The following is an 11,467-nucleotide window of genomic DNA, read 5'->3' on the forward strand; positions in this document are numbered from 1 at the left end:
GCCGGTGCGTTTTGCCGCATGACGTCGGGGTGAGCGGCGCGGGAAGATCTGCGCATGACGCCGGACGAGTTGGACAAGCTCATTGCTGGGAATGTCCGTGCTGCCCGTGCTCGTCATCGGATGCGGCAGGAAGACCTGGCGGATGAGTTGGACTGGACTCGCTCGGTGGTTGGGTCACTGGAGGCGGGGACGCGGCGCGTGACGCTGGCGGATGCTGTGGCGCTCTGCGGTGCGCTCAAGATGAACCTGCGGGAGTTGCTGGAAGGTGCGCCGGAGGATGCTTTGAGGACTCTCGGGCTCGACTAGTCAGCAGCCGCAGAGGTGTGGATTGCCTCGGCTAGAGCGGTCATGTCGGTGATGACGGCATCAGCGCCGGCGCGTTGCAGCTCGGTGCCGCGCTCGGGCGTCTTGGCGTAGCCGATCGAGTGGACGTCGGCGGCTCGGCTGACCTCGATGTCGGTGACCGAGTCGCCGATCATGACGCAGCTCTGAGGTTGGCGGTCGAGGATCGCGAGCGCTCGCCGGACAAGTTCGGGGTGCGGCTTCATCAGGCTCGGTTCGCCGTAAGGCCGGCCGAGTATCTCTTGCACCAGGTCATGTAGGTGGTGCTGCTGTAGGAATGCCTCGACCGAGTCGGCCGAGTTGTTGCTGACGACGACCACGGGCCGCCGGGTTTGGTGGCAGGCGGCGAGGAATTCCGCGGCTCCTGGCGTAGGAACCGCGAGGCGGGCGGCGTCGACCTCGCCCTGCACGGCAGTCCGCTCGACGGCTTCGAGGGTGGCGGGCGCGTTGCTAGCAGCGAAGCGGAGGACGGCGAGGTGATCGCTGGTCGCGCTCACCGAATCGGTCAGCCCGGTGCCTGCTTCGCGGAGGACTGCGCGGGTCGCGTCGGCCAGATGGGCGTTGCGGTCTGCCGGGAGTAGCGGGGTGACTGGGCCGTCGAAGTCCAGGAGGACGGCGGTGGTATGCGCGAGGAGAGCGAGGAGCTGGTCAGTCATTGGGGGCGTACTCGCGGGCGATGGTGTTCCACACGCTGTCGAACCAGCGAGAGGTCTCGGTGACGTATAGCGATCCGGTCGAGTTCGGGTCCGCGTCAGCGACGTGGTGGAACAGGACCGCGTCCTTGCCCATAGGGTCGAAGATCGGGACCTGTTCCTTGCCGATCGTGACGGTGTGCTCGACCACCGGGTAGAAGCCGAAGAACAGCTCGTGGTTGTTCAGGATGTACGCCTTGAACAGCGGCGCGGAGCCGTGGACCCGCACCTCAGCCTCAGCTCTGCCGATCAGACCGAGCGAACCCAGCTCCATGACGGATTCCACGATCGCGAGCGCGTGCCGCTCCACCAAGCGCTCCATCCGCCGCCGAACGCCGGCGTCATCGCCTGGATTGTCGCCGGCGCGTGACGGCAGCGCGATCGGGTTGGACATGTCCGACAACAGAAGGCGCAGCCGCACCGACTCGGGAGTCAGACGGCCGGCGCGGATCTTGTCCAGCGGTTCCTGGATGATCCCGTTGAGGGTTTCTGCGGTGTAACCGGAGAAGTCGATCCGCACGTCAGGCGTCCCGAACACGGCCTCGACGTGTGGGCGGAGGCCGACCGGTCGCTCCGTACGTTCGCGAACGAAGACCCCACTCCCCTGGCGCGCCACCACCAGGCCTTCAGCCTTCAGGAGGCGAAGGGACTGCTGCACAGTCATGCGGGCGACGCCGTAGCGCTCAGCGAGCTCGGCCTGAGAGGGCAGCTTCTCCCCAGGCCCGATCGTCTTGGTCAGGATCGCGGCCCGAAGGACATTCGCGACCTGCTGATACGGCGGGCGAGGGTCATCCGGATCGAGCGTCGTCATGGGTCAAGCGTAGAGCACCTGGCTAGCCCTGCTGGCCAAGTTCGTGTAAATGCTTGACTTGGCTAGCCATGCTAGGTACGTTAGCGGCATTAGAGCTTGGCTAGCCAAGCTAGTTGACTAGTAGGGAGACGCAAGATGAGCATGCCGCGCCGAGTGATGGTTCAGTTCGGACTCGCCTTCCCGTACGGGTTGTACGCCGTGGGTCCGGTGGAGCCGGAGTTGGACTTCGAGCGGTCGAGCAAGGACCGGCCGGTGCAGGCTCGGGACAAGGAGACCGAGCAGCTGGTCTGGAAGGTCGAGGTCATGGACCCCGACCCGGAGACCAAGAAGAACGACCGGACGTTCGTCGTGCGCCTGTTGGCCGAGGTGCAGCCGGTGCTGCCAGAGTCGCTGCCGGGGCTGCCGTTCACGCCGATCTATCTCGACGGTCTGACGGCCGCTCCGTGGGTCGACACCCGCTCGTGCACGGGTCCGGAGAACGGCAAGGGGCACCGCTGCCGCGCTCGTCAGGGCTGGTCGTTCCGGGCGACCGATGTGAAGGCCCCGAAGAACATGCCAGGATCGGCGGCTCAGTCACGGTCCACGTCGGGCGACAAGGCGGCCTGATCGTGGACGCACACAAGGCTCCGTCGATGACCGTGGACGCGCACGTTGATGCCGATACGGGCCTCACGTACCACCTGTTTACAGAGGGCGGTGGTGGCGTCCCGTGGGTAGTGCTGAAGGTCGGCCGCTCGGGCGAAGGCGTAGGGCTGTACGTCCACGATCTGTCAGTGTTTGACGCCTTCAGTGAGGTGATCGAGCGGGCTCGTCACGACCTTGCCGGAGCCCTGGGGTTGCTCCCGAACGGCGAGCCGTGTTCGTTCGTGGACGTGTTCGGGTCGATGGAGTGGAACGAACACGATCACGACCGGTGCCTTGAGCAACTGATTGACGAACCGGTTCCATACCTGCCGACTGCGTCGATCGCACTTGGGCCGGTGGCGTGATGCAGCGCCGAGACCTGGACGCGTGGGCGCTTGCGCTCGGCGTTGGGGATGACGATGCCGCGTTCGTGCAGCTCGTGCGGGTTGAGCACATGGTGCAGGAGCAGCGCGAGGACTTCTCGGCGGTGTGCGACCGGCTGCGCGGCCTCGACGTACGGGGTCTGGCGGCACTCGTGGTGGACCGTCTGGACTTCGTGCAAGAGGGCCTGTTCTGGGTCAAACGCGACTTCCTGCTGCACGAGCGGGGGTTGTGACGTGGCCGGCCGCACGAAGGAACTCGACCGTTGGGCTCGCGTCCTCGGCGCTGGCAACGACACCGAGGCGCTTGCCGAGATCGTCCCGCTACGGCAACGACTCGTGACCTCGGCCGCCCGGGTGCTGTGGGTCGACAAGTCGCTGCGCCAGTGCCCGGACGGAGACCTTCGGCTTGCTGCCCGTCAGGCGGTGCAGGACGCCGTGAATCTCTGGTCGGAAGTAGCCGTAGTGACGCGAAAGTTCGAACTCCATCTGAGAGGAGACAAGTAATGGCTGCTCTGTTCGCGACACGCACGGACCTCGACGGTTGGGCCGACGCGCTCGGGGTCCGCAACGACGAGGACGCCTCGGGGGAGCTGCACAAGCTGATGGGCCGGTTGCTCGACGCACAGGACCGGGTTCGGACCGTGGCCCGGTCGCTGTCCAAGGCTCCGAAGGACGACGTACGGGGATCGCTGGCCACGGCGCTCGGGCGTCTGGATCTGGCAGTGGTTGCGATCGACCAGGCATTGCGCGGGTTCGCCGTTCACGAGAGGGGCTGACGGGTCGTGGCGATTGCAGGTAGGCGCCGGTTCTTGGACCAGTGGGCGCGTGCGTTGGACGTGACGAACGATCTCGACGCTATGGCGAAGCTGCGCGGCTTGATGAACGAGCTGGACGACGCACGTAGTCAGCTGCAGAAGACGACCGGGGTTCTCGCCAGTGTGCCGGACCCGGATGCGAACAGCGGTGCGGCCGGTGCGATGACCGCGCTTGAGCAGGCGTGGGGTCATCTGCTGGTCGTGGAACGTCGGTTCGCCAAGCACGAGAGAGGAGGCAGGTAGAGCCATGGGCAAGATCAAGTCAGGCAGGAAGGCCGCGGGGGACTACCCGGTCGGGCGCATGATTGCGTCGCAGCTGCGTCACCCCGGCGTGATGGTGCCGCTGCTGGGTATCCCGGCGCTGGGCGTGTACGGCGTGACGCAGGGCTGGACGCGTCCGCTGATCGGTGCCGGCGTCCTGGTCACGGTCCTGGCGGTGTGGGCGTTGGTGTGGCGGGTGTCGTTCCGCAATCAGGTCGTCTACCGGGTGAAGGCCTGGTACCGCCGTTGGTTCCGGTACGCGCCGCGCTGGTGGTTCTGGATGGGCCGCCTGGGGCTGTCGGTGACCGACGAGATGACCGGCTGGATTCTCCGTCCCCGCATCCTCAAAGTCCGCTCCACCGGCTGTATCGACTCGGTGCTGCTAGATCTCCCGCTCGGGGTGCGAACCGACCAGGTGATGCAGGCAGTCCCGGATCTGCGGCACGCGGCGAAGGCACGACGAGTTGCGGTACGGGAGCTGGAACCGGGACAGGTGTGGGTGGACTTCTTCACCGCCGACCCGCTGCGCAAGACCATCCTTCCCGCGCTGCACCCGGTGCGCCTGAACGTACGGGACCTGGACGGCCTGGTGCTCGGGTACTGCGAGGACGGTACGCCGTGGCGGCTCAAGGTGGTCGGTCGGCACGTCTTCGTCTGCGGTGTCTCGGGTGCCGGGAAGTCCTCGGTGTTGTGGTCGCTGCTGTGGGCGCTCGCGCCGTACATCAAGGCCGGCCTGGTCGTGGTGCACGGCATCGACCCCAAAGGCGGGATGGAGCTGGACTTCGGGCGAGAGCTGTTCGACCGCTACGAAGCCGACGACTACGAAGCCATGGCCGAGATGCTCGAACAGGACGCGGACTACCTGGACGACCGCACCAAGCTCCTGCGCGGCAAGGCACGCACATTCACGGCATCGCGGGAGACACCGTTCGTGCTGATCGTCATTGACGAGCTGATGCAGCTCACCGTCTTGCTGCCCGGCCCGGAGGGACGCCGACTGTCCGCTCGGATCGAGGTGGCACTCGGTCGGCTGCTCGGCAAGGGCCGCGCACCTGGGTTCGCTGTCTTCGCGACCTCGTTGCTCGTGACCAAGGACGTAGTGACATGGCGCGAGCTGTTCTCGACCAAGATCGCGATGCGCCTGGACAACGAAGCGCAGGTGGAAATGGCGCTCGGTGAGGGTGCGCGGGATCTCGGGGCCGAGTGCGACCGCATCCCCGAATCCCTACCCGGTGTCGCCTATGTCCTCCAGGAGGGCAAGCGAGAGCCGGTACGCGTCCGGGCGGCATACATGAGTGACGACGCGATCCGCGACATGGCAACCACGTATGGCCTGCGCGGTGCGATCGAACCCGTCGACAGTGTCACCCTTATCAACCCCAACACCGTTGACGGTGAAGTGGTCGAGAGCGGTGAAGCCGCATGAGCACCAAGGTTCAGATCGCCGGCCAGCTCGCCCTTCCACTCACCCCGGCGCTGCCGCTCCCGATGCGGGTCACCGTCAACCAGTGGATCATCCGCGGTTGGCGTGACCGGGCAGCCTGCCTCGGTACCGCCGATCCCGCGTTCACCAGCGAGGAACCGACTCCCAAGCAGCAGGCCGAGGCAGCACAGCGCATCTGCGGGGCCTGCCCGGTCCGCCGATCCTGCCTCGCCTCGGCGCTACTCAACGACGAGCAAGGCGTCTGGGGCGGCACGACCGATGCTGACCGCGCAGTCATCACCACAACACTCGCCGGACTCTCGGCGTACTGGGCTCGCATCGCACCCTGGCCGCTGCCGGCCGCCTGCCGCACCGAGTGGACGCCCGGTCCCACCGCGCTCGACCCAACCAAGCCTCTGCCGCTCAAGCGTGACGCCGACGCCGAACGGTCCGCAGCGTGATGACCGTTCAGATGCGGTTGTCGGGCGATCCGGCAGAGATCGAGGTCATGGTCAAGGTCCTTGCCGTGGTCTTCCAGCTCGACGGCTCCGGACTGCTCTACACCAACCGAGGATCCGCGGGCGTCCGCTGCTACCTCACCGCCCGAATCCCCAACAAACACGACCGATCCGAGCCCTCGACGCCGGATCTGCACCGGTAAGGAGGTGGTCCAGAATGACCGACACCAGAACGCACGGCAGGATCACGCTGGACCGCTTCCCGCTGGACGTCGTCCAAGACCTCGCGATCACCAACGGCGTCTGTGTCCGACCGATCCTGAACCGCGTTGTCGACACCGAGACCGGCACCGAACGCATTGTCGGCGTCTCCTGCGGATCGACGCTCACCACGAAGTGCCCACCCTGCGCCGACGCCAACCGGCGACTCCGGATGCAACAGTGCCGCGAAGGTTGGCACCGAGACACCGAACTCGACCTCCCCGACGAGGACCAGCTCGAGCACGAGGACCAGGCCGAACCCGAGGACGCCGGCACCGACGAGGAATCCACCCGCCGCGTCCGATCCACCCGTCGACGCCAGGATGCCCCGGACCTGCCGCGAGTTCCGATGGACAAGCGCACGGTCGGTACGACGTTTCGCGCACCCAACGGCAAGACCTACCGCCCGTCGATGTTCCTCACCCTCACACTCGACTCCTACGGCGCGACGCACCGCCTCCCATACCGGGTCAAAGGCAAGCTCGTCCCGTGCTCGTGCGGGGTTCACCACAGCCCGAACTCGCCCGAGCTGTCGACACCGGTCGACCCGTCCACCTACGACTACCGCCGCGCCGCGCTCGACGCGCTGCACTTCTCCAAGGGCGTCGACCGGTTCGTTCAGAACCTTCGCCGCTGTGCCGGGTACAAGGCGCAGTACTTCGCCGTAGTCGAACCACAGAAGCGCCTCGCGCCGCATCTGCACATGGCAGTCCGCGGGACCGTGCCGCGTGAGCTCGTCCGCCAGATCGCCGCCGCGACGTACCACCAAGTGTGGTGGCCAGAGCACGAGACGCCGCTCTACGGCGCTCAGACCGGCTACGACCTGCCCATCTGGGACGAGGACACCGAACGCTTCCTCGACCCCGCCACAGGCGCGCTGCTGCCCACCTGGGACAACGCCTTGGACGACCTGGCCGCCGACCCCGCAGCGCAACCCGCGCACGTGGTCCGGTTCGGTGAACAGGTCGACTACAAAGGCATCGTTGCGGACTCAGACGCCAAGGTCGGCAAGGCGATCGGCTACCTGACCAAATACCTCGGCAAGGCAATCGGCGAGACCTACGGCGACGACCCCGCCGACCTGCACCCGGCCCAGCTCGACCACCTCAACCGGCTTCACGAGCACGTCAAGGTGCTGCCCTGCTCGCAGGCCTGCGCGAACTGGCTCCTGTACGGGATCACCCCGAAGGACGCGACCGGCAACCTCGTGCCCGGCGAATGCGACAGCAAAGCCCACGACCGCGCACACCTCGGCCTCGGCGGCCGCCGCGTCCTGGTCTCCCGCCAGTGGACCGGCAAGACCCTCACCGACCACCGAGCCGACCGAGCCGAAGTCATCCGCCAAACCCTCGCCGCTGCCGGCGTCGAGATGGACGACCAAACCGCAATGTCAGTCACCCAGACCACGAACGACGACGAACAGCCGCGGTTCATCTGGACGCCCGTCCGGCCCGGCGACGAGGACGCACCCACGCAGAAGGAAGTCCTGGCCTACAGCATCACCAAACGCATCCGCTGGCGCGAGCAATACGAGGCAGCCAAACAACGCGCCCGCGACGGCACATCACCACCCAGCAACACCAATTCGGCAACTGACCAACTGACCGCCAGCTCGGCGGCATAGACGGGGAGCAATGGAGTGAGGAAGCTACTTACGGTCGCCCAAGCTGCTGAAATGCTGGGCACCACCGAGCGATTCCCGCGCAGGCTGATCGCAGAACGGCGTATCCACTTCGTACGCGTAGGCCGTCACGTGCGCATCCCTGAGGACGTGCTGTCGGCGTACATCGATGAGCAGACAGTCGACCCGATCGAGCTGCGATGGAGCGGCGGGAGGGTGGTCGCCTGATGCCCAAGGAGGAGAAGGAGAAGAAGCCGCGTCGTACGTTTGGCAGTGTCCGAAAGCTCCCGTCCGGCAAGTTTCAGGCGTCCTACATTGGACGGAACGGCATTCGGCAACCGGCTCCCGCACCGTTCAAGAATGAGCGCGACGCTGACCGCTGGCTGCTCAAGGTGGAGGCTGACCTCAGCAGCGGCGCTTGGCAGGATGAGGAGCTGGGGAAGGTCCCGTTTCGGCAGTACGCCGACGCGTATCTGACCGAGAACGAAGAGGTCGGCGAACGCTGGGAAGAGACCTGTCGACGGAACATGCGCCTGCACATGGTCGATCTGCTGGACCTGCCATTGCGGAGCATCACGCCGCCCGTCGTACGTAAGTGGTACTCGAAGGCTCGGCGCGGCACCGGTGGCCGAACGTCGATCGCGCAGTCGTATCGGTTCCTGCGAGCCGTGATGAATGCGGCGGTGCGGGACGAGGCGATCGTCAAGAACCCGTGTCAGATTCCGGGTGCCGGCGCAGACAAGGCATCTGAGCGTCCAATCGCGACGCCCGATCAAGTGGGACAGCTCATCGACGCGATCACCCCGCGGTATCGCGCTGCGGTAGCGGTGGCGGCCTGGTGCACGCTGCGCCGTGGCGAGGTCTGCGCCCTGAGAACCGCCGATATCGACACCGAGCACAAAGAGGTTTGGGTTCGGAAGAACTGGGTCGAGCTGCTCGAATCGTCGCGGAAGTTCGAGAAGGACCCGAAGACTCAGGCGGGCAAGCGGGAAGTTTCCGTGCCTCCTCACGTCTGGCCGTTGTTGACCGCGCACGCGAAGGAGTTCGCCGGACCGGAGTTCTTCTTCATCGGTCGTGACGGTCAGCGGATGCGCGGGAACGCGATCTATCAGGCGTTCGTCCGTGCGCGTAAGAAGGTCGGGCTGACACTGACCTTCCACGACCTTCGTCACACCGGTCAAAGCCTCGCGGCGGCATCGGGAGCGAGCACCGTGGACCTGATGAAGCGCGCCGGACACTCCACGGCGGTAGCTGCACAGCGGTACATCCACGCCGTCGACGGGCGTGACCGTGAGGTCGCCAAGGCACTCAGCGAGATAGCCGAGAAGGGGTCGGCCGCCCGACTTCCCCGCACGATCAAGATCGACTGATGTTGCATGTGGAGCGCACGAAAGGCGCGTACATGGCCCCTGACCTGCGGTTATGTACGCGCCTGAAAAGCGGAAGGTCGGCGGTTCGAGACCGCCCCTGACCACCACCACCCTCTCCGCACACCGGGGAGGGCTTTTCTTTTCCCACGCCTGCTCCGGCTCCGCGCCGGCAGTCTTTGCGGGCTACCGCTGGCGGTTTGCGTACCGTCATGGCGCCCGGCTTCGGGGAACCGGCGGAAGGCCTTGTGTGGTGGTGACCAGCCGGTTGCGGGGGGAGGCGACACCTTCTGGGTGCTGCGGACAGGGAATAACAGGTGCGAGCCCACCAGAACCTGTCACACGGCCCCGCATTCACCGACACAGCGGACAGGAGCGCGGATTTCTTAACTCGCCTGTCCTGGTTGTCGGATCAGCGCGCGGGTACCTCCGGTCGGCACGCCGCATGGGCCCGGAGGCTGCATACTCGGTGCATGAGCGGCAGCGACGGCGGAGAGTGGGCCGCGAGTCCGGGCGTGGCGCCCTCCAGCGTCACCGACGGCGGGGCAGCGTTCAGGCTTGAAGTCGACGGCGAGGACTTCGAGCTTCAGCCCGACGGGTTCGGCGGGACACACTACAACTGGATCAGCGGCCCCAACCCCGGTTATGGATTCAGTACCAGCCCGTCCCTCGGCTCGCTCGAGCAGCACCGGGCGAATATCCGTAACTTCCTCTCGATGGTCGACCGCACCACTGGCTACATCGAGGACGAATGAGCTCTGCCTGACATCAGCTCACATTGCAGTGCCAGTCTTGGTGTCCGGTGGACACTGCTGGAGATCGCCAGCCACTCCGCCGGGACCTCCCTCAGCGCGGCGGCTGTGGATAACTTTGACACGCGGCAGGTGTCCTCAGAGTAATCTGGTGGCATGACTGCTCAGCCGATGCAGGGCTCGCCGGACGACCCCAGCGAGATCCTCCGCCTCTTGCCGGCGAAGTGGCATGAGCAGTTCCTCAGCGAGTACCACGGCGCTCTTGACGCTGCCCACGAGGTGTGGCGCTTTCAGCAATTGCGGGATCTGTTGCACCTCTGGCACCTACGGGCGGCCGCGTACTCCGATCCGGGCTTCGATGATGCGCTGCAAGCGACCCGCGAGGATCGAGCTGACGAGTTCGTGCCGGCCGAAGAAGCGATACCAGGCTGGCCCGATCGGCTGTGAGCTACCGCGTGGAGTTTCACGCATCCGCACTGGCTCAGCTGCAAGGACTGCCTTCATCAGCCTTCGACGCCTTGGGCGAAGGTGTCGGCCAGCTGGTCGGTGCGCCGTGGGAGACTCACCCCCTCGATCGAGATGAGCCGAGCTTCCGGCAATGCACCTTTGGCGGTCTCGGACTGCTGTCCTTCCATGTCGACGACAATCGCCAGCAGATCCGGATCTTCGACGTGACCTGGGTCGGCTGAGTTATGAGTCGGCTGCCGCTGGTGCTCACGGGTGGGCCTGCGGTGGGTAAGAGTGTGACGGCGCGTGGCCTCGCGGAAGGTCGCGCGAGGTGTGCCTTCATCGACGTGGATGATGTGCGCCAACTGATCGTCGGGGGTGCTGCCGCGCCGTGGGGGGAGAGGAAGGCCGGGGACAGCAGAGGCCGGCGTGATCAATGCCTGCAGCCCGGCTCGCAATTTCGTGGCCGTGGGCATTGAAGTTGTTATGTCTGACGTGCTCACGCCGGAGACCTGCGACTTGTGCCGGCGGGAGCTGCCTCGGTGCCTGATCGTGCAGATAACGGTCGAGTTCCCGGAGGCGCTGCGGCGCGCGGCGACTCGCAAAGTCTGGTTGACCGACGATGAGTTCCGCACGCTTCACGAGGCCGACGCAGCGAACCCACCGGCAGCTGACCACCGTATCCAGGTGGACGGACTCGGCCTCCAGAACCAGGTCACGAAGGTGGCAGGACTGTGGGAGGGCACATCTGAGGTGAAGCCCTTCGGCGTGGTTTGCTGGTGTGGTGACAGCGCTGATCCGTCTTGCGACTCATGCCGATGTCGAGGAGCTCGTTGGGCTTGAGGCGCAGTTGTTTGCTGTGGATGCCGGTGAGCATGACCCTGGGGTCGATGTCACGTGGCCGCAGCGGCGTGGGGCCGCTGACTTCGCGGCGTTGTTGGAGAACGAGAAGGCGCTGGTGTTGGTGGCTACGGATGCGTTGGGGGCGTGTGGGCATCTGGTTGGCTGGGTTAGTGAGGCGAGTGAGGTACGCCGTGGTGTGGTGACTGGGTATCTGCGCAGCCTGTTCGTGGAGGAGCGTGCGCGTCGTCACGGCGTGGCTAGCGGACTCTGAACCACCCCGGGTTTGATGCACACCTCCTTCGTTGGGAAGGTGGCAGTCATGCCGAGCAAGTACGACGAGCAGACCCGGGCCAAGGCGGTTCGTCTG

Annotated in this window: 19 protein-coding genes; 16 read left to right on the plus strand and 3 right to left on the minus strand. The window is 65.9% G+C overall.

The features are described 5' to 3' along the window. Positions 1-54: 54 nt before the first annotated feature. Complete coding sequence (locus E0H50_RS35180; RefSeq protein WP_131295324.1) at positions 55-306, plus strand: helix-turn-helix domain-containing protein; 252 nt, start codon at positions 55-57, stop codon at positions 304-306. Here the strand turns inward: E0H50_RS35180 and E0H50_RS35185 are convergent. Next, a complete protein-coding gene (locus E0H50_RS35185; protein ID WP_131295325.1) occupies positions 303-998 on the minus strand; it encodes an HAD family hydrolase in 696 nt (231 codons plus the stop codon). The genes E0H50_RS35180 and E0H50_RS35185 overlap by 4 nt on opposite strands. Further along, the gene (locus E0H50_RS35190; RefSeq protein ID WP_131295326.1) at positions 991-1,845 is read right to left on the minus strand and encodes a GntR family transcriptional regulator; all 855 of its coding nucleotides are present in this window, start codon (positions 1,843-1,845) and stop codon (positions 991-993) included. Before E0H50_RS35190 ends, E0H50_RS35185 begins: the two co-directional genes overlap by 8 nt. 135 nt (positions 1,846-1,980) lie before the next feature. Here E0H50_RS35190 and E0H50_RS35195 point away from each other — a divergent pair, with 135 nt between their 5' ends. The 14 genes from E0H50_RS35195 to E0H50_RS35260 all read left to right on the plus strand — a co-directional run bounded on the left by E0H50_RS35195 (position 1,981) and on the right by E0H50_RS35260 (position 10,257). After that, entirely contained in the window at positions 1,981-2,451 is a 471-nt protein-coding gene (locus E0H50_RS35195; protein ID WP_131295327.1) for a plasmid replication, integration and excision activator, read from the plus strand. A gap of 26 nt (positions 2,452-2,477) precedes the next feature. Continuing rightward, a complete protein-coding gene (locus tag E0H50_RS35200) occupies positions 2,478-2,834 on the plus strand; it encodes a hypothetical protein (protein ID WP_131295328.1) in 357 nt (118 codons plus the stop codon). Then, the gene (locus E0H50_RS35205) at positions 2,834-3,085 is read left to right on the plus strand and encodes a hypothetical protein (RefSeq protein ID WP_131295329.1); all 252 of its coding nucleotides are present in this window, start codon (positions 2,834-2,836) and stop codon (positions 3,083-3,085) included. Before E0H50_RS35200 ends, E0H50_RS35205 begins: the two co-directional genes overlap by 1 nt. A gap of 1 nt (position 3,086) precedes the next feature. Beyond that, positions 3,087-3,356, plus strand: a complete 270-nt coding sequence (locus E0H50_RS35210; protein ID WP_131295330.1) for a hypothetical protein — start codon at positions 3,087-3,089, stop codon at positions 3,354-3,356. Beyond that, positions 3,356-3,628: a hypothetical protein gene (locus E0H50_RS35215; protein ID WP_131295331.1), complete on the plus strand. Its 273-nt coding sequence runs from the start codon at positions 3,356-3,358 to the stop codon at positions 3,626-3,628. Before E0H50_RS35210 ends, E0H50_RS35215 begins: the two co-directional genes overlap by 1 nt. A 60-nt stretch (positions 3,629-3,688) precedes the next feature. Then, the gene (locus E0H50_RS35220) at positions 3,689-3,910 is read left to right on the plus strand and encodes a hypothetical protein (protein ID WP_131295332.1); all 222 of its coding nucleotides are present in this window, start codon (positions 3,689-3,691) and stop codon (positions 3,908-3,910) included. Between the two features lie 4 nt (positions 3,911-3,914). Then, the gene (locus E0H50_RS35225; protein WP_131295333.1) at positions 3,915-5,354 is read left to right on the plus strand and encodes an FtsK/SpoIIIE domain-containing protein; all 1,440 of its coding nucleotides are present in this window, start codon (positions 3,915-3,917) and stop codon (positions 5,352-5,354) included. Next, entirely contained in the window at positions 5,351-5,812 is a 462-nt protein-coding gene (locus tag E0H50_RS35230) for a WhiB family transcriptional regulator (RefSeq protein ID WP_131295334.1), read from the plus strand. Before E0H50_RS35225 ends, E0H50_RS35230 begins: the two co-directional genes overlap by 4 nt. Then, a complete protein-coding gene (locus E0H50_RS35235; RefSeq protein WP_131295335.1) occupies positions 5,809-6,012 on the plus strand; it encodes a hypothetical protein in 204 nt (67 codons plus the stop codon). The genes E0H50_RS35230 and E0H50_RS35235 overlap by 4 nt, the downstream gene beginning before the upstream one ends. Positions 6,013-6,026: 14 nt before the next feature. Continuing rightward, entirely contained in the window at positions 6,027-7,694 is a 1,668-nt protein-coding gene (locus E0H50_RS35240; RefSeq protein WP_131295336.1) for a replication initiator, read from the plus strand. A 15-nt stretch (positions 7,695-7,709) separates the two neighbouring features. Next, positions 7,710-7,919 (plus strand): excisionase family DNA-binding protein, encoded by a 210-nt coding sequence (locus tag E0H50_RS35245; protein WP_131295337.1) that lies wholly within the window; start codon positions 7,710-7,712, stop codon positions 7,917-7,919. Beyond that, positions 7,919-9,061 carry a site-specific integrase gene (locus E0H50_RS35250; RefSeq protein ID WP_131295338.1) on the plus strand — a complete coding sequence of 381 codons (1,143 nt, stop codon included), beginning with the start codon at positions 7,919-7,921 and terminating at the stop codon, positions 9,059-9,061. The genes E0H50_RS35245 and E0H50_RS35250 overlap by 1 nt, the downstream gene beginning before the upstream one ends. A gap of 470 nt (positions 9,062-9,531) precedes the next feature. Continuing rightward, on the plus strand, positions 9,532-9,813 hold the full coding sequence (locus E0H50_RS35255; RefSeq protein ID WP_131295339.1) for a hypothetical protein: 282 nt from the start codon (positions 9,532-9,534) through the stop codon (positions 9,811-9,813). 153 nt (positions 9,814-9,966) lie between these two features. Beyond that, a complete protein-coding gene (locus E0H50_RS35260) occupies positions 9,967-10,257 on the plus strand; it encodes a DUF6247 family protein (protein WP_131295340.1) in 291 nt (96 codons plus the stop codon). A 56-nt stretch (positions 10,258-10,313) separates the two neighbouring features. On the opposite strand, the gene E0H50_RS35265 is transcribed toward E0H50_RS35260, so the two are convergent. Next, entirely contained in the window at positions 10,314-10,760 is a 447-nt protein-coding gene (locus E0H50_RS35265) for a hypothetical protein (protein ID WP_131295341.1), read from the minus strand. Positions 10,761-11,041: 281 nt separating this feature from the next. Here E0H50_RS35265 and E0H50_RS35270 point away from each other — a divergent pair, with 281 nt between their 5' ends. Further along, the gene (locus E0H50_RS35270) at positions 11,042-11,371 is read left to right on the plus strand and encodes a GNAT family N-acetyltransferase (protein WP_131295342.1); all 330 of its coding nucleotides are present in this window, start codon (positions 11,042-11,044) and stop codon (positions 11,369-11,371) included. Positions 11,372-11,467: the final 96 nt, after the last annotated feature.

The sequence above is a fragment of the Kribbella sindirgiensis genome, assembly GCF_004331435.1.
In the GTDB taxonomy this organism is placed as follows: domain Bacteria; phylum Actinomycetota; class Actinomycetes; order Propionibacteriales; family Kribbellaceae; genus Kribbella; species Kribbella sindirgiensis.